The organism is Caulobacter sp. GW821-FHT11A05, assembly GCF_058809015.1.
This window is the reverse complement of the sequence record NZ_JBXASF010000008.1, coordinates 172310-195620: the sequence shown is the minus strand read 5'-3', so window position 1 is coordinate 195620 and position 23311 is coordinate 172310. Positions and strand designations below refer to the sequence as shown.

Here is a 23311-nt window from a genome sequence, read left to right as displayed (position 1 = left end):
AATCGATGCGCAAATCACCAATTTGGGCGCCGAGTTGCGCCAGTCTGTCGCAGGCCTGCAACAGGTTGCGTCGGGCGGTCGACGCAACTTCGACCTAGGCGCGAGACGCCGCGAGCGTTACCCTCGCGTCAGGCGAACTCGACCAGCACCTCGTCGGCGGCGACGCTGTCGCCGGACTTGGCCGACACCGTCTTGACCACCCCGTCGCGCTCGGCCCGGATGATGTTCTGCATCTTCATCGCCTCGATGACGCAGACGATCTCGCCCTCGCGGACCTGCTGGCCCAGTTCGACGTCCATCGAGACGACCAGGCCCGGCATCGGGCTGATGATCATCTTGGAGGTGTCGGCGGCCTTTCGTTCCGGCAGCTTGGTGTGCAGGTCGGCCGAACGCGGGGTCAGCACCAGCACCTTCAGGCGGGTGGCGCGGTGGCGGATGGTGAAGCCCTCGGCCGCCGGAGCGACGGTGACGCTGAAGGCCTTGCCGTCGAGCTTCGCCTTCAGGAGGGGCTGGCCCGGACGCCACTGGATGTCGGTCAGTTCCAGGGCGCGGGCCTGCTCTGTCAGCCGGATGCTGACCGTGTCGCCGCCGCCCGAGAGGGTGACCGGAATCTGGCGGTGGCCGATGACCACGATCCAGTCGTTGCGCTTGTTCTCGCCCACCCGTTGCTGCTGCACCAGGTGCATGGCGCAGCCGGCGGCGGTCATGATGTCGAGGGCGGCGTCGCTGGGCGGCGCGCCGTGGAAGCCGTCGGGGTATTCCTCGGCGATGAAGCTGGTGGCCAGCTTGCCCGACTGGAACACCGGATGGTCCATGACCGCCGACAGGAAGGGGATGTTGTGCCCCAGGCCCTCGATGTGGAAGTCCTCCAGCGCCCGGCCCATGCCGGCGATGGCCGCCTCCCGCGTCTTGCCCCAGGTGCAGAGCTTGGAGATCATCGGGTCGTAGAACATCGAGATCTCGTCGCCCTCACGGACGCCGGCGTCGTTGCGCACGGTGTAGCCGTCCTCGAGGCCTTCCTTGGGCGGGTCGTAGCGGACCAGCCGGCCGATCGAGGGCAGGAACTTGCGGTAGGGGTCCTCGGCGTAGATGCGGCTTTCCATCGCCCAGCCGTTGATCTTCAGGTCCTTCTGCTCGAAGGCCAGCGTCTCGCCATAGGCCGAGCGGATCATCTGCTCGACCAGGTCCAGGCCGGTGATCAGCTCGGTGACCGGGTGCTCGACCTGCAGCCGGGTGTTCATTTCCAGGAAGTAGAAGCTCTTGTCCTGGCCGGCGACGAACTCGACGGTGCCGGCGCTGTCGTAATTCACGGCCTTGGCCAGGGCCACGGCCTGGGCGCCCATGGCCTCACGGGTGGCCGGGTCGAGCAGCGGGGAGGGGGCCTCCTCGATGACCTTCTGGTTGCGGCGCTGGATCGAGCATTCGCGCTCGAACAGGTGGACGACGTGGCCGTGCTTGTCGCCCAGCACCTGGATCTCGATGTGGCGCGGGTCGACGATGAATTTCTCGATGAAGATGCGGTCGTCGCCGAACGCGCCCTTGGCCTCGGCGCGGACGGCCGGGAAGCCCTCCTCGACGTCCTTTTCGTTCCAGGCCACCCGGATACCCTTGCCGCCGCCGCCGGCCGACGCCTTGATCATCACCGGATAGCCGATCTCCTCGGAGATCTTGATGGCGTGGGCGGTGTCGTCGATCTCGCCGATATGGCCGGGCACGCAGGAGACGCCGGCCGCCTGGGCAAACTTCTTGCTCTCGATCTTGTCGCCCATGGCGCTGATGGCGCCCGGATTGGGGCCAATGAAGACGATGCCCTCGTCGGCGCAGAGTTGAGCGAATTCAGCCTTCTCCGACAGGAAGCCAAAGCCGGGGTGGACGGCTTGAGCGCCGGTGTCCTTGCAGGCCTTGATGATCTTCTCGGCCACCAGATAGGACTGATTGGCCGGCGGCGGACCGATGAACACGCTCTCGTCGGCCAGCTCGACCGCCATGCTGTCGGCGTCGGCCTCGGAATAGACCACCACCGTCTTGATGCCCATGCGGCGGCAGGTCTTGATGACCCGGACGGCGATCTCGCCGCGGTTGGCGATCAGTATCTTCGAGAACATCGACCAGGCAGCCTCTTGCACGGGGTTCTTGCGCGATGCGGGTTAGACCGCCCACGCACCGTTGGCAACGGCGACGCTAGGTCACCATCTGTGGCGCCATGGCGCTTGCAGTCCCGTCGCGAATTCGTCATCCACGGGTCATGAGCCTGTCCTTCAGCCGCCGCCTGCCGGTCTACCTCCTGATCGCCACCGCCGTGCTTTCGGCCCTCCTGTTCCCATGGACCAAGGTGGCGCGGGTCTGGCTGTCGGGCGAGACCGGCCTGGTCGAGCTGGCGACGGTCGGTCTGGCGCTTTGGGGCGCCGTTACGGCCGGCCAGATCGTGGCCGACTATCGGCGCCTGCCCCACCGGATTCTGATCCCCTGGTTCGCGCTATTCATCGTCGGGCTGATCTTCTTCGCCGGCGAAGAGGCGAGCTGGGGCCAGAGCTGGTTCCACTGGGCGACGCCGACCGACTACGCGGCGATCAACCGCCAGGGCGAGACCAACCTGCACAATCTGAGCTCCTTCACCGAGGAGGCGCCCAAAACCGCCCTGCTGCTCGCCGCCCTGCTGGGCGGCATCGTCTGGCCGATCTGGGCCAGCGTGAAGAAGACCGGCCCCTACCTCGGGAGCGGCTGGTTCAGCTGGATCTGGCCCAGCAGCCTGATCTGGCCGGCGGCGGCCCTGGCCTGGGTGATGCGGATCGCCGAGCGGGTGCTGGTCAACACCGACCTCGAGGACGCCTACATGTTCGGCCACGCCGTGCGACCGCTCTACATCGCCACGCGCGAATCGATCGAGCTCTACGCGGTGGCCTTCATCCTGGCCTATCTGTGGGACGTGCGGCGCCGGATGAAGGCGGCCGGCTAGCCCAGCCTGACCGCCGTGCCGCTGGCGGTGACCATCATCATGCCGTTGTCAGCGCCGAGCGTCTCGTAGTCGAGATCGACGCCGATCACCGCCTCGCCGCCGCGCGCCTTGGCCTCGTCGCACATCTCCTGCAGGGCGATGTCGCGCGCTTGGCGCAGGGCCTTCTCATAGCCGCCGGCCCGGCCGCCGATGATGTTGGTGATGCCGGCGAAGAAGTCGCGGAAGATGTGGGCCCCGATGATCGCTTCGCCGCTGACGACGCCCAGGCTCTCGACGACCTCGCGGCCGGGGACGGTGGGGGTGGTGGAGGTGATCACGACGGCTTGCCCTTTCAGATGATTGCGGATCGGCCCGCCCGCCTTAGATTGGTAGCCATGACCGACACCGCCACCCGTTCCGCCACCGGTTACGACCTCAGCCCGCCCAGCGAGGCCGAACGCCAGATCCTCGAAGCAGACCTCAACCAGGAGGAACGCGACGTCCTGCTGCATCACGGCACCGAGGCGCCGTTCTGCGGCGGCCTGCTCGGCGAAAAACGGCCGGGGGCCTACTGCTGCCGGCTGTGCGGCCTGCCGCTGTTCCGGTTCGAGACCAAGTTCGAGAGCGGCACCGGCTGGCCCAGCTTCTATGCGCCGATCGATCCGGCCCATGTGAAGGGCATCGAGGATCGCAGCTACGGCATGCGCCGGGTCGAGACCCGCTGCGCCCGCTGCGACAGCCACCAGGGCCACGTCTTCCCTGACGGCCCGCCGCCGACCGGTCTGCGCTACTGCATCAATTCGGTGTCGCTGGAGTTCGTCGGGGCAGGGGAGCCGTTGCGCGACCCGCTGGGGCGCGGCGACGGGGTGGCCTGAAGACCCCCCATTCCGAGGACGCGGCGCGTCGCCACGCCGTGCAGAGTCTTCCGACAAACTCGGGAGACCGCCATGCACCGTCGCGCCTTCATTCTGACCTCGGCCGCCGCCGCCCTGGCCGGCCCGGCCTTCGCCGCCAAGACGCTTGTTCCACCCTTCGGCGCCACCGCCAACGGCGCGGCCGCCGCGCTGGAGGTGCAGACCGCCAAGTTCAAGCAGCAGCTCAAGGCGATGGGCTATGGCGGCGCCGACGTCTTCTATGAGCTGAAGGGAGCGGCCAGCAGCACGCGGTTCAAGGCCGCCGATGCGCTGGTCTTCACCAGTGGCGAGCCCGCCGACGTCGACCCGCAGCAGCGCTTTGGCCTGTTCCGCCTGGCCCCGGTGAAGAACACCCGCCGACTAACCACCGGCAAGGTGAACCCCTTTGGCTACGGCACGCGCAATGTGAAGAACCAGGCGGCGGTGGCTTTCACCGCCACGCGAAGCGACGCCGGCTGGACCATCCTGCCGGCCGAGCCGCTCGAGGCCGGCGAGTACGCCCTGACCAACGCGCCGAGGCTCGGCACGGGCGGCTGGGGCTGGGGCGGCGTCGGCGGGAGCCCGCAGGTGGTCGCGGCGTTTGGGGTGGACTAGTTGGCCTACGGCGTCGGTGTGGCCGGGTTGGGGGTGCTGGGGGTCGCCTTGCTGACCAGATAGCCCGCATGGCTGATGCCCAGCAGCCAGACGAAGGTCGCGCTCAGGGGCGGCATCGAGACGAGGAAGGTCTTGTCGGCGGGAATCGGAACCGAGGTCCGACAGGTCGACAGGCCAGACATGCACGCGTCGGACCCGAAGAATACCCACAGGGCCCCGGCATAGATGGCCAGCAGCGTCACGGTGATCAGGAACTGCTGGATCTTGCTGAGGTCCGCCGTCCCGCCGTCGGTGACTTCCTCGCCCCGGAACATGTCGAGCCACTGGGCATCGGTGACATCGCTCCAGCCGAGCACGTTGCCGGACGCCGCCGCGTTGGCAGGGTCTCGTCCGGTCTTCACCGCGGCGTCTGCCGCGGCCAGAGTCTGTTCCGATGTCGCGGCGCCCGCCGTCGGCTGCGTCTGCGACGACCGCACGCTCAGCACGATCGGCGCGGCCGCCAGACTCGCGGCGGAGATGCCCATGGCCGCGAGCAGAGCATCGGGAATGGTGATCGCCATCGGGCCGTCCACGCCCTCATGGGCGCGCCAGGCCGCCAGGGCGATCAGGGCGGAAATCACCGTGATGGACCAACTGAGCGCCTGGAAGCGGGCGAGGCTGACCCGATTGCGCGGATCGATCAGGATGCCGGCCCCTCGGCCCCGGATCGCGTATCCGACCAGGCCGACGAAAACGATCAGCAGCGCGGCTGTCGAGGCCCAGATCCAGGGCGTTGGGATGTCGCGGTAGAACAGGCCCTGCGAAGCGTTCATCAGCCAGATGACAGCCAGCACGACCAGGCAGCCGGCCCCCGCCAGCACGACCCGTCTCCGGACTTTCGCGGTCTCCATACTGCGTTCCTCCCCTTTGAGTTCAGGTTAACAGGGAATTTCGCAGGAGCACAACTTCTGGCCGTTAGATCGATTTCGACGGCGCGCCGCTTTCTGCTTCCCATCGCGCGCAGCTTTTGCTACCCCCCGCGCCTCACTACGAGCGGTCGTGGCGGAATTGGTAGACGCGCAGCGTTGAGGTCGCTGTGGGGCAACCCGTGGAAGTTCGAGTCTTCTCGACCGCACCATCCTGCTTCGCCCTACGGGCTTCGCAGGATTGATCTGGTGAGTGGAGGCGAAGCAGGATGCCCTGCGTAGCCTTGGCGTAGCAGGGCCGCCCGATTGGGGGCCCTGGTGCACCCCATCTACCGACGGGAAGGCCTCGCAAACGCTTGCATCTATTCAGGATGTGCCGCTATGACGCGGCTCGCTGGAGCGTCTCGACCGCGCCAGTGAATCAGGGAACTAACAGAGCGCCGATCTGACGCATCCACTTCAGCCAGGAGGCCCCCATGATCCGGGACGAAGCCGACCTGACCGACGTGCATGAAGCGCCCACCCCCGAGGACCTCGAAGACCTCGCGCTTGGCGACGACTACGCCCTCAACGCCGAATACGTCGAACTGGTGATCGACGCCGCCGATCGCGGCGACGACGAGCGGCTGCGCGAACTGGTCGGCGCCCTGCGCTCCGAAGACGTCGCCGACCTGATGGGCTTCCTGACCGCCGACTACCGCGAGCAGGTGATTCCCCAGCTGGACGCCGAGACCCTCGGCGAGGTGCTGTCCGAACTCGACACCAACCTGCGCGAAGAGGTCATGGACTCGGTGCCCAGCACCACCCTGGCCCGCGCCCTGGAGGAGATGGACAGCGACGACGCCGTCGACCTGGTCGAGGACCTGGAAGACGACCGCCGCGCCCAGGTCCTGGCCGCCATGGACCAGGAGGACCGCGACGCCATCGTCACGGCCCTGAAGTACGGCGACGAGACCGCCGGCCGGCTGATGCAGCGCGACCTGATGGCCGCGCCCAGCTTCTGGACCGTCGGCCAAGCCATCGACCACATCCGCAGCCACAGCGACGACCTGCCGGAGCTGTTCTTCGACGTCTATGTCATCGACCCCTCGCACAAGCCGACCGGGGCCGTGCCGGTCAGCATGCTGCTGCGCGCCCAGCGCGACCAGCACCTGGCCGAGATCATGGAGCCGGTCACCGAGATCGACGTCGATATGGACCAGGAAGAGGTCGCCTACATCTTCGACAAGTACCACCTGATCAGCGCCCCGGTGATCGACAGCGGCGGCCGGCTGGTCGGCCAGATCACCGTCGACGACATCGTCGGGGTCATCCAGGAAGAGACGGAAGAAGACATCCTGGCCCTGGCCGGGGTCAGCGACGCCGGCCGTGACGCCACCATCTGGGGCATCGCCCGCTCGCGCCTGCCGTGGCTGGTGGTCAACACCCTGACCGCCGCCGTCGCCGCCAGCGTCATCGGGGCGTTCCAGAACGAGATCAGCAAGATCCTCACCCTGGCCATCCTGATGCCGATCGTCGCCTCGCTGGGCGGCAACGCCGGCACCCAGACCCTGGCCGTCGCCGTGCGGGCCCTGGCCAGCCGCGAGCTGAACGCCTCCAACGCCATGCGGATCGTCTGGCGCGAGCTGGGCGTCGGCCTGCTGAACGGGGCCGTGCTGGCCTCGATCATGGCTCTGGCCGTCTTCCTGTTCTTCCGCGACCCGATGTTGTGCCTGACCATCGGCCTGGCGCTGGTCATCAACCTGTTCATCGCCGCCCTGGCCGGCATCCTGGTGCCGCTGGCGCTAGACCGGCTGGGACGCGATCCGGCGGTGTCCTCTTCGGTCTTTGTCACGTTCCTGACCGATTTCATGGGCTTTCTGTCCTTCCTGGGACTGGCGGCGTTGATTCTCCTGTAGGCTGAAGCTCTCAGTTAAGCGCTCGCGCAAACCGGCCCCTATCTTGCCCGGGGGAGGGGGAACGCATCGGCGCTCGTATCAATTTGGGTCAAAATGGGCATGACACCCCGACATCAGGTTTCGAAAGCCGCCGTCGAACTGATCAAGAAGTTCGAAGGCTACCGCTCGAAAGCGGCCCAGCTGCCCGACGGCCGCTGGACGATCGGCTTTGGCCACACCCTGACCGCCCGTGAAGGCGCCCAGGTCTCGGAACAGGACGCCGAGGCGTTGCTGCTCTACGACCTGATCGCCATCGCCCACGCGGTGAACGAGCAGACCTTCACGCCGCTGACGCAGAACCAGTTCGACGCCCTCTGCTGCTTTGCCTTCAACGTCGGGATCGACAACTTCAAGCGCTCCTCGGTGCTGCGCCGGGTCAATGAAGGCAGCCTGCTGCAGGCCGCCTGCGCCATGGAGATGTGGCGCAAGGCCGATTTCGAGGGCGAGCGCATCGTCGTCGACGCCCTGGTCCGCCGCCGCTCGGCCGAGAAGACCCTGTTCCTGACGCCGGCGGGCGGCTGGGTGCCGGCCCCGTCGCCGATCGTGCGGCCCAAGGTCGACTACGACGCCGTCAACTTCGTGCCGCGCCAGACGCCGACCGCCCTGAAGACCGACCTCACCGCCGACAAGGCCGTGGCCGAGCGGGAGGAGCCGCTGCCGGCGCCGCACGCTCCGCCATCCCAATCGAATCTTGGGATGACCGCCACGATGACGGCCGCCGCCGCCGTCACCTCGCGGCTGGCCGAGATGGTGCCCGAGCCGATCGTCGTGCCGGAACCTGTCGCAGCGCTGGAGCCGGTCGCCGAGCCGGTGGTTTCCGCGCCGGTCGCCGACGAGTCCCAGATCGCGGCGGCGCCCGAGCCTCAAGCCGAAGAGGTCGTCGCCTCGCAGACCGCCGACGAAAGCCTGGCTTGGTCGCCCACGCCCAGCGAAATGGCTCCCGTCGAGGTCGCCACCGCCGAGGAGCAGGCCGCCGAGGCCTACGATCCCTGCGACTTCGCCGACGCCGAGGCCAGCGACGCCGACCCGGTGCTGGAAATCTCCCGCACCTCGGCCGAGCCGACTCCGGTCCCGGCCGCCGACGCCCTGGCCTTCCCGCCGCCGCCGGCCCCGGTCGAGGCGCTGCCCGAGCAGCCGGAGAGCTACACCCCGTATCCGGCGACGCCGGTGCTGGCCGTCGGCAACGGCGACCGCGCCTTCGTCCTGACCCCGGCGCCCGAGCATGAAGTGGCCCACGCCGCCGACGCGGCCGATCCCTTCCGCTTCGAGGCGGCCAACGAGTCCGAGCCCGGCCTGTTCGACATCTCCAGCCAGCCGTTCGAGCCGGAAGCGACCCCAGTCCGCAGCCAGCCGCTGCTCAGCGAGGACCATGTCCGCCGGCTGGTGGAGGAGGACGAGCGCGTCCTGGCCGCCAACTTCGACCCGGCCTTCGACGCGACCCCGCTGGAACAGCCGCGCATCGCCGGTCTGCCCTGGCTGGGCGGGGCGGTGGCCGGCCTGGTGGTCTGTGGCGGCGGCATCGCCTGGGGGCTGGTCGACGGCACCGGCGACACCACGGTCAAGGTGGCGGCCTGGTCGATGGCCCTGGGCGGCGGCGGCGTGCTGCTGTTCTCGGCCTGGCGCTGGCTGTCGGCCTTCGGCCTGCCGCCGATGGACGAGGACGAGGAACAGGATCAGCCCGCCGAGTAAGGCCGAGGCTGTAGGGGGCAGTAAGCGTACAGTGGCGTTGCGTAGGCGCCCCGTGGGTCTCCCGATCCGCGGGGCGTCGTGCTATCTCGCGCCCATGACTCATTCTCCCCAGATGGACTTTGGCCTTGGCGAGACCGCCGAGGCGATCCGCGAAACCACCGCCCGCTTCGCCGCCGACCGCATCGCCCCGATGGCGGCGATGATCGACGCCGACAACCACTTCCCCCGCGAGCTGTGGCCCGAGATGGGCGAGCTTGGCCTGCACGGCATCACCGTCGAGGAGGAGTTCGGCGGCCTGGGCCTGGGCTACCTCGAGCATGTCATCGCGATGGAGGAGGTCTCCAGGGCCTCCGCCAGCATCGGCCTGTCCTACGGCGCCCACTCCAACCTCTGCGTCAACCAGATCCGCCGCTGGGCCACCCCCGAACAGAAGCGCCGCTACCTGCCCAAGCTGATCAGCGGCGAGCATGTCGGCTCCCTGGCGATGAGCGAGGCCGGCTCCGGCTCGGACGTCGTCTCGATGAAACTGCGCGCCGACCAGCGCGGCGACCGCTACGTCCTGAACGGCACGAAGTTCTGGATCACCAACGCCCCCCACGCCGACACCCTGGTGGTCTACGCCAAGACCGCGCCGGAGGAGTCGAGCCGCGGCATCACCGCCTTCCTGATCGAGAAGGGCATGAAGGGCTTCAGCGTCTCCAAGAAGCTCGACAAGATGGGCATGCGCGGCTCCGACACCGCCGAGCTGGTGTTCGAGGACTGCGAAGTCCCGGAAGAGAACATCATGGGCCCGCTGAACGGCGGCGTCGGCGTCCTGATGAGCGGCCTCGACTACGAGCGCGCCGTCCTCTCCGCGGGGCCGCTGGGCATCATGCAGGCCTGCCTCGATGTCGTCCTGCCCTATGTCCGCGACCGCAAGCAGTTCGGCAAGGCCATCGGGTCCTTCCAGCTGATGCAGGGCAAGGTCGCCGACATGTACGTCGCCCTCAACAGCGCCCGCGCCTACGTCTATGCGGTGGCCCGGGCCTGCGACGCCGGCAAGACCACCCGTTTCGACGCTGCCGGCGCCATCCTGATGGCGAGCGAGAATGCGGTGAAGGTCGCGGGTGAGGCCATCCAGGCCCTCGGCGGCGCCGGCTACACCAAGGAATGGCCGGTCGAGCGCTACCTGCGCGACGCCAAGCTGTACGACATTGGGGCAGGCACCAACGAGATTCGCCGCTTCCTGATCGGGCGGGAGCTGGTGGGCGGGTAACCGCTTGGCCTGATCGCCGGTCGGCGCTAGACCCTCGTCATGGCCCGTGAAGACGACAAGATCATCAGCCTCGAACAGCGCCGTGAGCAGGAGGCTGATCGCAAGCGCGCCAAGGCCATGGCCGATCGCGACGCGATCCGTCGCCGCCAGCTGGCGGAGCGCGGCCCGATGGCGGTGCGCAGCGGCCGGCTGGTCGGCCGGATCCTGGTCGGCCTGGTGGCGGCGACCCTGCTGGCGGCGGTGGTCTACTGGGTGTCGGGCTTTTTCGGCTAGGCCCTGAATTGGAAAGGGCCGGCCCCCTTACGAGAGCCGGCCCCACACCAAACGACGGTTGAACCGCGTCGTCAGACGACGTCACAGGTCAAAGGAGGGAAAGAACCCCGCAACCCTTCGATCCGTGAGCGGTTGCCGTGTGTTTTTGGTGAGACACTGGATCACCTCCTTTCAGCTGTTGAGAACAGGACCTCCAGGATATGGGCGCCCCGCCGTCCATTGCAAAGGAGATCACGGGCTGGATGCGCAAATGTCGCGGCCTGTGGATAACTTGCAACGACCCCCCAATCCGAAAGGGTGTAGGCCTGACCCATGCCGACCTGGGATGTCTCCGTCTACGAACGCTACAAGGCCTACCGCGACCGGCCGGCCCTCGACCTGCTGCTGCAGATTCCCGCCGACCTGAACCCGCGCGTCATCTGGGACCTCGGCTGCGGCGCGGGGGAGCAGGCGGCGCTGCTGGCGCGCCGACACCCGGCCGCCAAGGTGTTCGGCCTCGATTCCAGCCCCGACATGCTGGCCAAGGCCCGCGCCCGCCCGGAGGCGGTGACCTGGCTGCAGGGCGACATCGCCGCCTTCGACCCGCCCCAGGCGCCGGACCTGATCTTCACCAACGCCGCCCTGCAGTGGCTGCCGGACCATGGCGCCCTGTTCCCCAGGCTGGCCCAGGCCCTGGCGCCGGGCGGCGTCTTCGCCTGCCAGATGCCCACCGCCTTCGAGACCCGGCACCACCAGATCCTGCGCCGCACGGCCGACGAGGGACCCTGGGCGGCCCGCACGGCGCCGGCCCGGCTGATCGCCCCGACCCCGTCGTTCGACGACTACTACGGCTGGCTGGCGGAGCGCTGCGGCGTGGTCGACATCTGGACCACGACCTACCTGCATGTGCTGGAAGGCGAGGACCCGGTGGTCGACTGGATGATGGGCACGGCCCTGCGCCCCTACATTGACGCCCTGACCGACGCCGCCGAGCGCGACGCCTTCCTGGCCGAGTTCACCGCCCGCATCGCAAAGGCCTTCCCGCCGCGCGCCGACGGCGTCACCCTGTTCCCGTTCCCGCGCCTGTTCCTGGTGGCGCGGCGGGCTTAAGCGAACACCTCGGCGGTGTCCTCCTCAGTCCCGCTGGCGGGACCCCATCGCAGTTCGTGGTAGAGCGAGGCTGAACCAAACCCGAGGATGATGATGTTCGCCGCATTGGCCAGCGGCGTCAGGACGAAGGTCAGCATCCAGAACAGCCCGGGCGGCGCGGTCTGGTACAGCAGGGTGGGCAGAAAGGCCGCGCACAGCACCACGATGCCAGCAGCGGGCATCCTGGCCCTGCCTCGCGGCAAAGCTCAATCGGCTCAGGCCTTGGCCCGCCTTAAATCGACCACCGCCCGTTCCAGGGTCGCCAGCACTGCTTGCGTCGCCCGGAAACCCGCCCCGGCGGCGTCCTCGAAGGCCTTCCAGTCGCGGATGTCGATATGGTCGACGTCGGGCAACACCAGCACGTCGGTGGCGTCTCGCGCCGCCAGCACCTCGCGGTTGGTCGACAGGGTGGCCGAGCGCATCAAGAGGGCGACGATCGGCGGCCCCTTGCGCCACTCACCGGACAGAATCCACTTCAACAGCGACGGCATGACGATGTCGGCGGTGCTGATGCTGCGGCCGCGGGTGACGTCGACCCCGACCACCGGCCCGCGCTGGACCGAACGCATGATGTCGGCCGGGAAGTTCTTCATCACCGCCCCGTCGACCAGCACTTCGCCGGCCAGGGTCGAGGGCGGCATGACGCCGGGCAGGGCGATGGAGGCGCGCAGGGCGTGGCGCAGCACGCCGCGCTGGTGCAGCTCGTAGCTGCCCTTGGTCAGATTTGACGAGATACAGAAGAAGGGTAGCCAGAGGTCGGGAATCTCGACCTCGCCGAAGTGTTCGGCCAGCCGGTGGTTGACCTTGCGCCCGTGGGTCAGGGCGATCAGCGGCAGGGCGACATCGTCCAGCGGGCTGGTGTCGACGAAGGCCTGGCGGATGCGGCGCTCCAGCTCCGGCTCTTCCCAGCCCATCGCCACGCTGGCGCAGATGATGGCGCCCATCGAGGCGCCGCCGACAAAGTCGATCGGCACGCCCGCCTGCCGCAGCGCGCGCAGGGCGCCGATGTGGGCGTAGGCCCGCGCCCCGCCGCCCGACAGCACCAGCCCCACCGACCGTCCCGTCAACAGCCGCGCCATCCGCGCCGCGCAGGGGTCGGAATCGGCCCGCACATGGAAGAGGCGGGCCGCGCCGGTCGCGTCCATCCAGGCCCCCGAGCCCTTCGGCTGCACCAGGTTGGCCGGCTGGATGAGGATCAGGTCGACCAGCTTGTAGGCTTCCAGCGTCTCGGAGGCCTTGCCGTTGATGTCCGGCGGCGGGCGGTCGCCGCGCCCGACCCGGAACAATCGGTCGACCTGCCGGCCGACCAGGCCGCCCCAGGCGGTCTCGCCGGCCTCGGCGACGTAGAGGACGAACTCGTGATCGGCCTCGACATTGGAGAACCACTCGGTCGGGGCGCTGGCCGCCTCGGAGCCGACGACGGTGATCGAATGGCCCATCTCCGCCACGGCCCGGGCGATCTTGCCGACCAGCGGCCGGATCTTGCCGGTCTTCTCGGCCGCCACGAAGCCGAACACGCAAGGGTCGCCTGTCGAGATCCGGGTGCTGGCGTAGCGGGCCCGGTTGAGCACCAGCCTGGCGATCTCCAGCATCACATGCGGATCGCGGTCGGCGGCCTCGAAGAAGTCCTCGCCGTCGAGGGCCAGCACCTCGGAATCGCGCAGGGCGACGACCCGGGCGGTGTGGGCGGTGCCGCCGACCAGGGCCATCTCGCCGGCCGGTTCTCCGGGCCGGATGACGCCGACGAACTGCCGCTCCAGGCCCTCCTCCTTGCGGAAGGCGCCCAGCTTGCCGGCGTGGACCAGGAAGATCTGGTTGGATCGCTCGCCCGACTCGAACAGCGTCGCCCCGCCGGGCAGCGAGAACCAGCGCGCCGCGCCGGCCTCCCACTCCCGCTCGAAGAGACGGGTGAGGGCGGTGTCGTTGCGATAGGTGAAGGGCCCGGCCACGGCGTCAGGTTAGCACGAGTCTGCGCCGGCCAATCCTCCCCCAATTCGGGGTCAAACCGGGAGGAGGGCGCTCGGGTTGGATTTGCCCGGCTTCCCCGCCTCGGCGGGACAGGCTATCCCTCAGCCATGCCGAAACTGAGCACGACCGTCGACAAATCCAGCGAGGCCTTCGCCCGCAACGCCGCCGTCAACAAGGGTCTGGCCGAGGAACTGCGCGAGCGGGTCGCCAAGGCGGCGCTCGGCGGCCCCGAGACCGCCCGCCAGCGCCACGCCAGCCGCGGCAAGCTGCTGCCCCGCGAGCGCGTCGAACGGCTGCTCGACCCCGGCTCGCCCTTCCTGGAGATCGGCCAGCTGGCCGCCTTCGACCTCTACGACGGCGAGATCGCCGGGGCCGGGCTGATCTGCGGCATCGGCCGGGTCTCGGGCCGCGAGGTGATGATCGTCGCCAACGACGCCACCGTGAAGGGCGGGACCTACTACCCGATGACGGTCAAGAAGCACCTGCGCGCCCAGGAGATCGCCCAGCAGAACCGGCTGCCCTGCATCTATCTGGTCGACAGCGGCGGGGCGAACCTGCCTCACCAGGCGGAGGTCTTCCCCGACCGCGACCACTTCGGCCGCATCTTCTTCAACCAGGCCCGGATGAGCGCCGAGAACATCCCGCAGATCGCCTGCGTCATGGGGTCGTGCACGGCTGGCGGCGCCTATGTGCCGGCGATGAGCGACGAGACGGTGATCGTCCGCGGTACGGGCGAGCAGAGCCAGGGCACCATCTTCCTGGCCGGCCCGCCGCTGGTGAAGGCCGCCACCGGCGAGGTGATTAGCGCCACCGATCTGGGCGGCGCCGACGTCCATGGCCGCCGCTCGGGCGTCGTCGACCATGTCGCCGCCAACGACGAGCACGCCCTGGAGATCGTCCGCAACATCGTCGCGGGCTTGAACACTCTCAAGCCCGCCGAGATGGACGTCCGTGAACCGAGGCCCCCGGCCTTCGACCCGGCCGAACTCTACGGCATCGTCCCCTCCGACGTCCGCGCCCCCTACGACGTGAAAGAGGTCATCGCCCGCATCGTCGACGGCAGCGACTTCGACGAGTTCAAGGCCCTCTACGGGACCAGCCTGGTCTGCGGTTTCGCCCGCATCTGGGGCTACCCGGTCGCCATCCTGGCCAACAACGGCGTGCTGTTCAGCGAGAGCGCCCAGAAGGCGGCCCACTTCATCGAACTGGCCTGCAAGCGGAAGATCCCGCTGGTCTTCCTGCAGAACATCTCCGGTTTCATGGTCGGCGGCAAATACGAGGCCGGCGGCATCGCCAAGGACGGGGCCAAGATGGTCACCGCCGTCGCCTCGGCCAACGTGCCCAAGTTCACCGTCCTGATCGGCGGCAGCTTCGGGGCCGGCAACTACGGCATGTGCGGCCGCGCCTATTCGCCGAGGTTCCTGTTCACCTGGCCTAACAGCCGCATCAGCGTCATGGGCGGCGAACAGGCGGCCAGCGTGCTGGCCACCGTCCACCGCGATGCCGACAAATGGTCCAAGGAGGAGGAAGAAGCCTTCAAGGCCCCGGTCCGCCAGAAGTACGAAGACGAGGGCAACCCCTACCACGCCACCTCCCGCCTCTGGGACGACGGCGTCATCGACCCGGCCCAGACACGTGACGTCCTCGGTCTCGCCATCTCCGCCAGTCTGAACGCCCCGATCCCCGAGACCCCGTTCGGCGTGTTCCGGATGTAACCCCCTGCCGTCGGAGGCGTAATCCGGGGACACTATATAGATTTTCGACCCGGTGGCGGCCGGAAGCGGAGCGAAAATCTATATAGTGTCCCCGGATTACGGCCGGCACGGTCGGACTTCACCGACCTCTCAATCGGACCTAGAACCATCCCATGACCAACCCCATCGCCGACCCCCTCGTCGAAATCCCCGACACCGACACCCTCAGCGACCTCGTCCTCATCGAGGCCACGCAGGACGGTGTCGCCACCGTCACCCTCAACCGCGCCGACAAGCGCAACGCCTTCAACGCCGAGGTCATCGCCGCCCTGCACCAGGCCTTCGAGACCCTGCGCGACGCCGACGGCGTGCGGCTGGTGTTCCTGACCGGGGCGGGGACGTCGTTCAGCGCCGGGGCCGACCTGGAATGGATGAAGGCCGCGGTCGAATGGTCGGAGTCGGAGAACCGTGAAGACGCCATGGCCCTGGCGACCATGCTCAAGGCGCTGCACGACCTGCCGCAGCTGACCGTCGCCCTGGTCGACGGCCCGGCCTTCGGCGGCGGCGCGGGCCTGGCGGCGGCCTGCGACATGGCGGTGGCCACGGAGCGTTCGACCTTCGCCTTCTCGGAAGTGAAGCTGGGCCTCACCCCGGCGACCATCAGCCCCTATGTCATCCGCGCCATCGGGGCCCGCAACGCCAAGGTCCTGTTCGCCACCGGCCAGATGTTCAACGCAGCCGAGGCGCAAGGCTATGGCCTGGTCCAGCAGGTCGTCGCCGACGCCGCCGGCTTCGAGGCCGTCCGCGCCTCGTTGAGCACGGCCATCAAGGCCTGCGCTCCGGGCGCCGTCGCCGACGCCAAAACCCTGGTCAACGACATCGAAGGCGCCGAGATCGACCGCGGCGTCATGGAAGAGACCGCCAAACGCATCGCCGCCCGCCGGGTCAGCGAAGAGGGCAGGGAAGGCGTTGCGGCCTTCCTCGAGAAGCGCAAGCCGGGCTGGGCGGAGTAGGCATGACCGAGGGGGCGAAACCGAAGAAGCCGGCGGCCGCCAAGCCGCGCAAGCCCCGCGCGCCGAAAGCCAAAGCCGCGCCAGAGGCCGCCATGGCCACCGCCGAGGCGGCCGGGCCAACCATCGACCTGGAACACCCCAAGCCCGGACAGCCGGCGGCCCCGACCGATCCCGGGAAGACCTGCGCCAACTGCGGCACGCCGCTGCTTGGAAACTACTGCCATGAGTGCGGCCAGCAGGGGCATCTGCACAACAAGCTCGGCCATCTGCTGCACGAATTCGTCGAGGGCATCGCCCACTTCGACGGCCGCCTGTGGCGCACCCTGCCGATCATGATCCTGCGCCCGGGCCGGCTGAGCCGGGACTGGATCGAGGGCAAGCGCGCCCGCTATGTGGCGCCGCTGCACATCTTCCTGTTCGCCATGTTCCTGGTCTTCACCATTCCCAGCGTCCTGCACGCCTTCACGCCGCCCGGCGCGCACAAGGAGGAGGTGGTCTTCAAGTTCGATGGCGCGCCGATGAATCCGGCTGAACGCGAGGCCTACTTCAAGGCGCAGAGGGCCAGGATCCAGGAAGAGCTGAAGAATCCCGACAAGCAGTCGCCGTCCGACCAGTTCGCCATGAAGACGGCCCAGGCGGCGACCGAGTTCTTCGCGCCCAAGATCGGCAACAGCGAATACTACGGCTACAAGATCAAGACCCTGGCCTACAAGCTCAGCTTCCTGCTGGCCCCGATGGCGATGGGCATCCTGTGGCTGTTGCTGCTCTACAAGCGGGGTTACAGCCTCTACGACCACGGGACCGTCGCCCTCTATGGTCTGGGCTTCCTGGCGCTGGCCATCGCCGTCGGCGAATTGATGCCGTCGGGCGTGGCCGGGCTGTGGTGGCTGATCCTGATGGTGTTCGCCCCCGTCCACGCGGTCCGCCACCTCAAGGTCGCCTACGCGATGAGCTGGCCAGGCGCGATCGTCGTCGGAACGGTCATGGGCGTGCTCACCGCCCTGGCTCTGCTGCTTTTCACGATCGGCGTGTTTGCGCTCGGGTTCACAGGTTAGACCGCCATGCTTGAAAGCGTCCTCATCGCCAACCGTGGCGAGATCGCCCGGCGCATCATCCGCACCGCCCGCAAACTCGGCGTGCGCACCATCGCTGTCTATTCCGACGCCGATGCCGAGGCCCCCCACGTCCTCGAGGCCGACGAGGCCGTGCACATCGGTCCCTCGCCGGCCCGCGAGAGCTATCTGGTTCCCGAGAAAATCCTCGCCGCCGCCAAACAGACGGGCGCCGCCGCCATCCACCCCGGCTACGGCTTCCTGTCCGAGAACGCCGCCTTCGCCCAGGCCGTCATCGACGCCGGCCTGGTCTGGGTCGGCCCGCCGCCGGCTGCGATCGACGCCATGGGCCTGAAGGACGCCGCCAAGAAGCGGATGGCCGAGGCCGGCGTGCCGGTCACCCCGGGCTATCTGGGCGACGACCAGTCGGGCGAACGGCTGCAGAAGGAGGCCGACGCCATCGGCTACCCGGTGCTGATCAAGGCCGTGGCCGGCGGTGGCGGCAAGGGCATGCGCAAGGTGCTCGAGGCCGGCGAGTTCGCCGCCGCCCTGGCCAGCTGCCAGCGCGAGGCGTCGGCCAGCTTCGGCGACCAGAAGGTGCTGATCGAGAAATACGTCACCCGCCCGCGCCACATCGAGGTGCAGGTGTTCGGCGACAGCCACGGCAATGTCGTCCACCTGTTCGAGCGCGACTGCAGCCTGCAGCGCCGCCACCAGAAGGTCATCGAGGAAGCCCCGGCCCCCGGCATGGACGCGGCCACCCGCGCCGTCGTCTGCGAGGCCGCCGTCAAGGCCGCCAAGGCCGTGAACTACGAGGGCGCCGGCACCGTCGAGTTCATCGCCGACGCCTCCGAAGGCCTGAAGGCCGACCGCATCTGGTTCATGGAGATGAACACCCGGCTGCAGGTCGAGCACCCGGTGACGGAGATGATCACCGGCCAGGACCTGGTGGAGTGGCAACTGCGCGTGGCGAGCGGCGAGCCGCTGCCGCTGAAGCAGGACGAGCTGACGATCGACGGCTGGGCCATGGAGGCGCGGCTGTACGCCGAAAACCCGGCGACGGGCTTTCTGCCCAGCACCGGCCGCTTGGAGCACTTCCGGGTAAAGGAACATTACAGCCGCGTCGACAGCGCCGTGGAAGAGGACGGCGAGGTGTCGCCCTTCTACGACCCGATGATCGCCAAGATCATTGTCGGCGGGGTGAACCGCAAGGACGCGGCCGAGAATCTGGCCCTGGCCTGCAGCAAAGTGGAAGTCTGGCCTGTCCGCACCAACGCCGGTTTCCTCACCCGGTGCGCGCGCCATCCGGACTTCATCACCGGCGACGTCGATACGGGCTTCATCGGAGATCGCCTGGACGCCTTGGTCGGCCATCCCGAGCCGAGCAGCATCCTCCTGCAGGAGGCGGCCTACTGCGCGATCGACCACATGCCGCAGAATCGGGATGAGGAATCCAGCTGGTCGGCCAAATGGGGCGCGACCGGCTTCCGGTTGAATGCGCCCAGCAGATCCGAGATCAGCCTCTGGCATGCCGGCGTCGAGTATTCCGCCAAGCCTTCGTCGTTTCAGAATTACCGGCGCTCGACCCACTGGGAGGGCAAGACCGTCGTCGGGTTCGAAGACGGCGAAGTCTTCGAATTCGAGACCCGCAAACCCGTGGCCCTGGGCGACGGCGCCGCCGCCTCCGACGGCTCGATCCTCTCCCCCATGCCCGGCAAGGTCGTCTCCATCTCGGTCAAGGCCGGCGACACGGTGACCAAGGGCCAGACCCTGCTGGTCCTCGAAGCCATGAAGATGGAGCACGCCCTGGCCGCTCCCTTCGATGGCGTCGTCGCCGAGTTGTCCGCCGTCGCCGGCGGCCAGGTCAGCGAAGGGATCGTGCTGGCGAGGCTGGAGGCGGCGTAGTCCCCAAACCAACATGAATATGTCTAGACATATTGAAATCGACCCGTTTCGGGCGGCTCGCCGCCGCCGGGCAAACGTAGGTCGCGGCGGGCTTCCGTCGGCCAACATTGCCGGCCGGTCGGCCAACCTGCCGACCTACGCCCCAGGCTACATCCGCTGCGCCTCGGCCAACCCGAAAGTGACGCGATAACAATGAGCTAGACAAAATGGCCTGCGGTATAATGGTTTGCCGCTTCGATAGCCCTTTCATCCGTGGCCACATCGCTTAAATCCGCCCCATGCCGCTCCACATCATCAAGCTCTGCGTCGGCGTCGAGAGCCTGCAGGAACTGCGCGACTGGCGGGCCCAGCGCGCGGCGCAGGGCCACCCCTCCTACTGCCCGACCCGCATGGCCCCCAAACGCGCCGCGGAGATCCTCGACGGCGGCTCGCTCTACTGGGTGATCAAGGGCAACATCCTGGCCCGCCAGGTCATCACCGAGATCAAGACCGATGCGCCCGGCCACCAGCCCGTCCGCTTCATGCTCGCGCCTGAGCTGATCGAAACCGCTCCCCAGCCGCGCCGCGCCTTCCAGGGCTGGCGCTACCTCGCCCCCGCCGACGCCCCGCCGGACCTGGCCACGGCGGCCGGGGAGGCGATGGACCAGGCGCTGGCCAAGCAGCTGCGGGAGCTCGGGGCCTGGTGAAGTAGTTCCTCCCCCTCTCGGGGGAGGGGGACCGCCGCCGAAGGCGGTGGTGGAGGGGGTTCCCACCGGCGGCGGCAACAGCCGGTTTACCCGCGGACGATTGCGGTAACCCCCTCCGTCAGCCGCTGCGCGGCTGCCACCTCCCCCGGGAGGGGGAGGAACTACACCGCCCAGTTGTCGATCAGCCGGGTCTTGCCCAGCCAGGCCGCCACGAACAGCCGCGCCCCGGCCGCCACCGACCCGGGCCCCAGCCGCTCCATCGTCTCGCCATCATGCGCCTGCACATAGTCCACCGGCCCAAACCCCGCCGCCTCCAGCCGCGCCACAGCGGCGGCCTCGACCTCACGGGCCGGCACACCCTGGCGCAGGCGTTCGACCGCCTCGGCCATCGCCGCCGGGACCACGGCCGCCGTCTGGCGCTCCTCGGCCGACAGGTAGGCGTTGCGCGAGGACATGGCCAAACCGTCGGCCTCCCGCACTGTCGGCCCGCCGACGATCTCCACCGGCAGGTCCAGGTCCCGCGCCATGCGCTTGATGACCAGCAGCTGCTGGTAGTCCTTCTCGCCGAACAGGGCGACGTCGGGCCCGCACTGGATCAGCAGCTTGGCGACCACCGTGGCCACCCCGCCGAAGAACTGCGGCCGCTTCTCGCCCTCCAGCGGCCCGGAGACGCCGTCGACCAGCACCCGGGTGGCGAATCCCTCCGGGTACATGTCCTTGACCCCCGGCGCGAAGATCAGCTCGCAGCCGGCCTTGCCCAGCAACTGGGCGTCGCGGCCCTCGCCGCGCGGATAGGCGTCGAAGTCCTCGTGCGGGGCGAACTGGGCCGGGTTGACGAAGATCGAGGCGACCACATGGTCAGCCTTCTCCAGCCCCAGCTTGACCAGCGACAGGTGGCCCTCATGCAGGGCGCCCATGGTCGGGACCATGGCGATGCGCTCTCCGGCGGCGCGCCAGGCCGCGACCTGAGCGCGCAGGTCGGCGACGGTTCGGACGATGCGGGGGGCCGACGACATCGGGCGTCCTCCTTGTGGCGTAAGGGGTTTGGCTTATGACGCGCCGCCCTGGCCCAAGTCCAGACGAACCGTCGGTATCCCATCGGATGTGGACAATGGAGGCGTCCGCGTTGACCAGGGTTAACCAGGGGTGAATCGTGGACCGCCCGCGACCGGTGAGTCGCGGCCACCGGCGAAGGAGACCGCCATGCTACAGCCCCGCATCATCGTCGTGGGCAACGAGAAGGGTGGGGCGGGCAAGTCGACCATCGCCATCCACCTGACCGCCGCCCTGCTGCACGGCGGCGCCAAGGTGGCGATCATGGATCTCGACCTGCGCCAGTCCTCGCTCGCCAAGTTCTACCGCAACCGCCACATCTGGCTGGCGTCCAACCCCGACGCCGGCCTGCCCGAACCCCTGATGCGCAACCCGGCCGAGGACGGCGTCGCCCTGGCCAGGGCCGATGTCGCCGAGCAGATGGCCGCTTTCGAAACGGCCTTCGCCGCCGGCCACCAGGACGCCGACTTCCTGATCATCGACACCCCCGGGGGCGACACGGCGCTCAGCCGCGCCGCCCACGCCCGCGCCGACCTCATCGTCACCCCGATGAACGACAGCTTCGTCGACTTCGACATGCTGGGCTCGGTGAACCCGGTGACCCTGGAACTGGAAAAGCCCAGCCTCTATTCCGAGACCGTCTGGGAGGCCCGCAAGCAGCGCGCCCTGGCCGGCCAGCGCCAGGCCCTGGACTGGGTGGTGCTGCGCAACCGCCTGGCCTCGGTGGACGCCCGCAACCGCAAACGGGTCGACGACCGGCTGATGGCCCTGGCCAAGCGGGTCGGGTTCCGCACCGGGCCCGGCCTGCGCGACCGGGTCATCTACCGCGAGCTCTTCCCCTTCGGCCTGACCATCGCCGACCTGTCGGCCAAGGTGCGGCCGATCCCGGTGGCGCTCAGCCATGTGGCGGCGCGTCAGGAGCTGCGGGCCCTGATGCATTCGCTTGGTCTTTCGGCCTTCTCGGGTGATGTGTTGCTCGCCGCCGAGTAGGGCGGCGGAGCGCTTTCGATGATCTACCTCGTGACGGCCGGCGTGGTCGGGCTGCTCCTCTGGACCAGCCGGCGCAGCCTGATGAAGCTGCTGCGAATCCGCGACTGGCGCGTGGCCAGCGGGGCGCTGGGCGCCCTGGCCTTCCTGGGCGGCATCGCCGCGGCCATGCGGGGCAGCATGGTGCTGGGCGGCGGCCTGCTGGTCGTCGGCATCGGCCTGGCCTTCGGGGCGCGCACGCGCCTGCCTCCGAAGCCGACCCTGCCGAGCACCAGCGACACCCAGGCCCGCGCCATCCTCGGCGTCCCCGAGGGCGCCGACGAGGCCGAGATCCAGGCCGCCTACAACCGCCTGATCCGCATGGCCCATCCCGACAAGGGCGGCACCGCCGGCCTGGCGGCCCAGCTCAACGCCGCCCGCGACCAGCTGCTCAAGCGCTAGTTCGGGATTCTCAAGCCCGCCAGCCGCCGGTCCATCACCTCCCGGACGCTGTCGCCGGGGGCCAGCGGCATCGGCACGCCGTCGCAGATATGGGCCGCCACCCGGGCCATCTGGCTGCCTTCAGTGGGTTTCCAGTCGGTCGGCATCTCATGGGTCTCGACGGGGCTGAGCTGGGCGTCCAGCCCCCGCGCCAGCCCGTTGGCCCGAAACTGCCGCCGGCCGCAGCTCAGCTGCATCGGCATCATCGCCACCTGCACCGCCCCGTCGGCGTCGCCGTAGATCAGCACCAGCTCGAAGGTCTGGAAGCCGCCGACCATGACGATGCCGTCGAGGTCGACCACCCCCAGCCCCTCGCGGTCGTCGGCGAAGATGCGGAAATCGGCTGCCGCCGCCGGCGTGGCGACAAGCGCCGCCATCAGGGCGAGGACCGCGCGCATCAGTCCAGGGCGGCGGCGATCTGCGCCGCCAGCGCCTGCAGTTCGGCAGGATCGGCCATGCCGCCGCCGTGCCGGCCCAGCGGCTGGCCCTCCCAGCGCGGGATGACGTGGAAATGCAGGTGGAAGATGGTCTGGCCGGCCGGCGCGCCGTTGAACTGGGTGACCACCAGCCCATCGGGCTTCAGCGCCTTGGCGGCGGCGCGGGTCAGCCGCTGCACGGCGGCCATGACCTTGATCAGCACGTCCGGCTCGACGTCGAGCAGGTTGCGGGCCTTCGAGGTCTTGGAGATGACCAGGCAGTGGCCCTTGGCCTGCGGAAAGGCGTCCATGAAGGCCAGGACGTCTTCGTCCTCGAATATCTTGGCGCTGGGGATTTCGCCCCGAACGATCTTCGCAAAGATGTTGGCGTCGTCGTAGGTTCCGTCCAGACTCATCAAACTTGCTC

Annotated in this window: 23 protein-coding genes and 1 tRNA gene; 16 read left to right on the top strand and 8 right to left on the bottom strand. The window is 68.7% G+C overall.

Annotated features, from left to right (window positions below; genetic code table 11):
• Window positions 1–128: 128 nt before the first annotated feature.
• On the bottom strand, window positions 129–2105 hold the full coding sequence (locus AC1RSK_RS13555) for an acetyl-CoA carboxylase biotin carboxylase subunit (RefSeq protein ID WP_492908083.1): 1977 nt from the start codon (window positions 2103–2105) through the stop codon (window positions 129–131).
• Between the two features lie 140 nt (window positions 2106–2245).
• Here AC1RSK_RS13555 and AC1RSK_RS13550 point away from each other — a divergent pair, with 140 nt between their 5' ends.
• Window positions 2246–2956 carry a hypothetical protein gene (locus tag AC1RSK_RS13550; RefSeq protein WP_492908082.1) on the top strand — a complete coding sequence of 237 codons (711 nt, stop codon included), beginning with the start codon at window positions 2246–2248 and terminating at the stop codon, window positions 2954–2956.
• On the opposite strand, the gene AC1RSK_RS13545 is transcribed toward AC1RSK_RS13550, so the two are convergent.
• Window positions 2953–3273, bottom strand: coding sequence for a YbjQ family protein (locus AC1RSK_RS13545; protein ID WP_492908081.1), 321 nt, complete (start codon window positions 3271–3273; stop codon window positions 2953–2955). The two genes, AC1RSK_RS13550 and AC1RSK_RS13545, sit on opposite strands and share 4 nt — an antisense overlap.
• 57 nt (window positions 3274–3330) lie before the next feature.
• Here AC1RSK_RS13545 and msrB point away from each other — a divergent pair, with 57 nt between their 5' ends.
• Window positions 3331–3810, top strand: coding sequence for a peptide-methionine (R)-S-oxide reductase MsrB (gene msrB / locus AC1RSK_RS13540; RefSeq protein WP_492908079.1), 480 nt, complete (start codon window positions 3331–3333; stop codon window positions 3808–3810).
• A 72-nt stretch (window positions 3811–3882) separates the two neighbouring features.
• Complete coding sequence (locus tag AC1RSK_RS13535) at window positions 3883–4443, top strand: hypothetical protein (RefSeq protein WP_492908078.1); 561 nt, start codon at window positions 3883–3885, stop codon at window positions 4441–4443.
• Window positions 4444–4448: 5 nt separating this feature from the next.
• Here the strand turns inward: AC1RSK_RS13535 and AC1RSK_RS13530 are convergent, their stop codons facing one another.
• A complete protein-coding gene (locus AC1RSK_RS13530; protein WP_492908077.1) occupies window positions 4449–5333 on the bottom strand; it encodes a hypothetical protein in 885 nt (294 codons plus the stop codon).
• A gap of 142 nt (window positions 5334–5475) precedes the next feature.
• Between AC1RSK_RS13530 and AC1RSK_RS13525 the strand changes: the two genes are divergently transcribed.
• The 6 genes from AC1RSK_RS13525 to AC1RSK_RS13500 all read left to right on the top strand — a co-directional run bounded on the left by AC1RSK_RS13525 (window position 5476) and on the right by AC1RSK_RS13500 (window position 11591).
• Window positions 5476–5560, top strand: a tRNA-Leu gene (locus tag AC1RSK_RS13525).
• Window positions 5561–5824: 264 nt separating this feature from the next.
• A complete protein-coding gene (gene mgtE, locus AC1RSK_RS13520; RefSeq protein ID WP_492908076.1) occupies window positions 5825–7246 on the top strand; it encodes a magnesium transporter in 1422 nt (473 codons plus the stop codon).
• 99 nt (window positions 7247–7345) lie between these two features.
• Window positions 7346–8974, top strand: a complete 1629-nt coding sequence (locus tag AC1RSK_RS13515; RefSeq protein WP_492908075.1) for a lysozyme — start codon at window positions 7346–7348, stop codon at window positions 8972–8974.
• Between the two features lie 94 nt (window positions 8975–9068).
• On the top strand, window positions 9069–10229 hold the full coding sequence (locus AC1RSK_RS13510; RefSeq protein ID WP_492908073.1) for an isovaleryl-CoA dehydrogenase: 1161 nt from the start codon (window positions 9069–9071) through the stop codon (window positions 10227–10229).
• A gap of 39 nt (window positions 10230–10268) precedes the next feature.
• On the top strand, window positions 10269–10502 hold the full coding sequence (locus AC1RSK_RS13505) for a hypothetical protein (protein WP_492908072.1): 234 nt from the start codon (window positions 10269–10271) through the stop codon (window positions 10500–10502).
• 312 nt (window positions 10503–10814) lie between these two features.
• The gene (locus AC1RSK_RS13500; protein ID WP_492908071.1) at window positions 10815–11591 is read left to right on the top strand and encodes a methyltransferase domain-containing protein; all 777 of its coding nucleotides are present in this window, start codon (window positions 10815–10817) and stop codon (window positions 11589–11591) included.
• Here the strand turns inward: AC1RSK_RS13500 and AC1RSK_RS13495 are convergent.
• Both AC1RSK_RS13495 and AC1RSK_RS13490 read right to left on the bottom strand, forming a co-directional pair.
• Entirely contained in the window at window positions 11588–11812 is a 225-nt protein-coding gene (locus AC1RSK_RS13495) for a hypothetical protein (RefSeq protein WP_492908070.1), read from the bottom strand. The genes AC1RSK_RS13500 and AC1RSK_RS13495 overlap by 4 nt on opposite strands.
• A gap of 33 nt (window positions 11813–11845) precedes the next feature.
• Window positions 11846–13579, bottom strand: coding sequence for a patatin-like phospholipase family protein (locus AC1RSK_RS13490; RefSeq protein ID WP_492908069.1), 1734 nt, complete (start codon window positions 13577–13579; stop codon window positions 11846–11848).
• 126 nt (window positions 13580–13705) lie between these two features.
• Here AC1RSK_RS13490 and AC1RSK_RS13485 point away from each other — a divergent pair, with 126 nt between their 5' ends.
• The 5 genes from AC1RSK_RS13485 (at window position 13706) to AC1RSK_RS13465 (ending at window position 19948) form a co-directional block, all read left to right on the top strand.
• Window positions 13706–15313, top strand: a complete 1608-nt coding sequence (locus AC1RSK_RS13485) for a carboxyl transferase domain-containing protein (RefSeq protein WP_492908068.1) — start codon at window positions 13706–13708, stop codon at window positions 15311–15313.
• A 152-nt stretch (window positions 15314–15465) separates the two neighbouring features.
• A complete protein-coding gene (locus AC1RSK_RS13480; RefSeq protein ID WP_492908067.1) occupies window positions 15466–16305 on the top strand; it encodes an enoyl-CoA hydratase-related protein in 840 nt (279 codons plus the stop codon).
• Between the two features lie 2 nt (window positions 16306–16307).
• Window positions 16308–17360, top strand: coding sequence for a DUF3667 domain-containing protein (locus AC1RSK_RS13475; protein ID WP_492908066.1), 1053 nt, complete (start codon window positions 16308–16310; stop codon window positions 17358–17360).
• 6 nt (window positions 17361–17366) lie between these two features.
• A complete protein-coding gene (locus tag AC1RSK_RS13470; RefSeq protein WP_492908065.1) occupies window positions 17367–19262 on the top strand; it encodes an acetyl/propionyl/methylcrotonyl-CoA carboxylase subunit alpha in 1896 nt (631 codons plus the stop codon).
• Window positions 19263–19540: 278 nt separating this feature from the next.
• Window positions 19541–19948: a DUF1489 family protein gene (locus AC1RSK_RS13465; RefSeq protein WP_492908064.1), complete on the top strand. Its 408-nt coding sequence runs from the start codon at window positions 19541–19543 to the stop codon at window positions 19946–19948.
• A 161-nt stretch (window positions 19949–20109) separates the two neighbouring features.
• Here AC1RSK_RS13465 and panC read toward each other — a convergent pair whose 3' ends face one another.
• A complete protein-coding gene (gene panC / locus AC1RSK_RS13460) occupies window positions 20110–20964 on the bottom strand; it encodes a pantoate--beta-alanine ligase (protein ID WP_492908063.1) in 855 nt (284 codons plus the stop codon).
• A gap of 187 nt (window positions 20965–21151) precedes the next feature.
• Between panC and mipZ the strand changes: the two genes are divergently transcribed.
• The gene (gene mipZ, locus AC1RSK_RS13455) at window positions 21152–21991 is read left to right on the top strand and encodes a division plane-positioning ATPase MipZ (protein ID WP_492908062.1); all 840 of its coding nucleotides are present in this window, start codon (window positions 21152–21154) and stop codon (window positions 21989–21991) included.
• An 18-nt stretch (window positions 21992–22009) separates the two neighbouring features.
• A complete protein-coding gene (locus AC1RSK_RS13450; RefSeq protein WP_492908061.1) occupies window positions 22010–22429 on the top strand; it encodes a J domain-containing protein in 420 nt (139 codons plus the stop codon).
• Here AC1RSK_RS13450 and AC1RSK_RS13445 read toward each other — a convergent pair.
• Both AC1RSK_RS13445 and AC1RSK_RS13440 read right to left on the bottom strand, forming a co-directional pair.
• Window positions 22426–22866: a hypothetical protein gene (locus AC1RSK_RS13445; RefSeq protein ID WP_492908060.1), complete on the bottom strand. Its 441-nt coding sequence runs from the start codon at window positions 22864–22866 to the stop codon at window positions 22426–22428. The genes AC1RSK_RS13450 and AC1RSK_RS13445 overlap by 4 nt on opposite strands.
• The gene (locus tag AC1RSK_RS13440) at window positions 22866–23300 is read right to left on the bottom strand and encodes an HIT family protein (RefSeq protein WP_492908059.1); all 435 of its coding nucleotides are present in this window, start codon (window positions 23298–23300) and stop codon (window positions 22866–22868) included. Before AC1RSK_RS13440 ends, AC1RSK_RS13445 begins: the two co-directional genes overlap by 1 nt.
• Window positions 23301–23311: the final 11 nt, after the last annotated feature.

What these genes read in the sequence shown, in the direction of transcription:
- AC1RSK_RS13555 (WP_492908083.1), bottom strand. Translation starts at nt 2,105, where the DNA reads ATGTTCTCGAAGATACTGATCGCCAACCGCGGCGAGATCGCCGTCCGG.
- AC1RSK_RS13550 (WP_492908082.1), top strand. Translation starts at nt 2,246, where the DNA reads ATGAGCCTGTCCTTCAGCCGCCGCCTGCCGGTCTACCTCCTGATCGCC.
- msrB (WP_492908079.1), top strand. Translation starts at nt 3,331, where the DNA reads ATGACCGACACCGCCACCCGTTCCGCCACCGGTTACGACCTCAGCCCG.
- AC1RSK_RS13535 (WP_492908078.1), top strand. Translation starts at nt 3,883, where the DNA reads ATGCACCGTCGCGCCTTCATTCTGACCTCGGCCGCCGCCGCCCTGGCC.
- AC1RSK_RS13530 (WP_492908077.1), bottom strand. Translation starts at nt 5,333, where the DNA reads ATGGAGACCGCGAAAGTCCGGAGACGGGTCGTGCTGGCGGGGGCCGGC.
- mgtE (WP_492908076.1), top strand. Translation starts at nt 5,825, where the DNA reads ATGATCCGGGACGAAGCCGACCTGACCGACGTGCATGAAGCGCCCACC.
- AC1RSK_RS13515 (WP_492908075.1), top strand. Translation starts at nt 7,346, where the DNA reads ATGACACCCCGACATCAGGTTTCGAAAGCCGCCGTCGAACTGATCAAG.
- AC1RSK_RS13510 (WP_492908073.1), top strand. Translation starts at nt 9,069, where the DNA reads ATGACTCATTCTCCCCAGATGGACTTTGGCCTTGGCGAGACCGCCGAG.
- AC1RSK_RS13505 (WP_492908072.1), top strand. Translation starts at nt 10,269, where the DNA reads ATGGCCCGTGAAGACGACAAGATCATCAGCCTCGAACAGCGCCGTGAG.
- AC1RSK_RS13500 (WP_492908071.1), top strand. Translation starts at nt 10,815, where the DNA reads ATGCCGACCTGGGATGTCTCCGTCTACGAACGCTACAAGGCCTACCGC.
- AC1RSK_RS13495 (WP_492908070.1), bottom strand. Translation starts at nt 11,812, where the DNA reads ATGCCCGCTGCTGGCATCGTGGTGCTGTGCGCGGCCTTTCTGCCCACC.
- AC1RSK_RS13485 (WP_492908068.1), top strand. Translation starts at nt 13,706, where the DNA reads ATGCCGAAACTGAGCACGACCGTCGACAAATCCAGCGAGGCCTTCGCC.
- AC1RSK_RS13480 (WP_492908067.1), top strand. Translation starts at nt 15,466, where the DNA reads ATGACCAACCCCATCGCCGACCCCCTCGTCGAAATCCCCGACACCGAC.
- AC1RSK_RS13475 (WP_492908066.1), top strand. Translation starts at nt 16,308, where the DNA reads ATGACCGAGGGGGCGAAACCGAAGAAGCCGGCGGCCGCCAAGCCGCGC.
- AC1RSK_RS13470 (WP_492908065.1), top strand. Translation starts at nt 17,367, where the DNA reads ATGCTTGAAAGCGTCCTCATCGCCAACCGTGGCGAGATCGCCCGGCGC.
- AC1RSK_RS13465 (WP_492908064.1), top strand. Translation starts at nt 19,541, where the DNA reads ATGCCGCTCCACATCATCAAGCTCTGCGTCGGCGTCGAGAGCCTGCAG.
- panC (WP_492908063.1), bottom strand. Translation starts at nt 20,964, where the DNA reads ATGTCGTCGGCCCCCCGCATCGTCCGAACCGTCGCCGACCTGCGCGCT.
- mipZ (WP_492908062.1), top strand. Translation starts at nt 21,152, where the DNA reads ATGCTACAGCCCCGCATCATCGTCGTGGGCAACGAGAAGGGTGGGGCG.
- AC1RSK_RS13450 (WP_492908061.1), top strand. Translation starts at nt 22,010, where the DNA reads ATGATCTACCTCGTGACGGCCGGCGTGGTCGGGCTGCTCCTCTGGACC.
- AC1RSK_RS13445 (WP_492908060.1), bottom strand. Translation starts at nt 22,866, where the DNA reads ATGCGCGCGGTCCTCGCCCTGATGGCGGCGCTTGTCGCCACGCCGGCG.
- AC1RSK_RS13440 (WP_492908059.1), bottom strand. Translation starts at nt 23,300, where the DNA reads ATGAGTCTGGACGGAACCTACGACGACGCCAACATCTTTGCGAAGATC.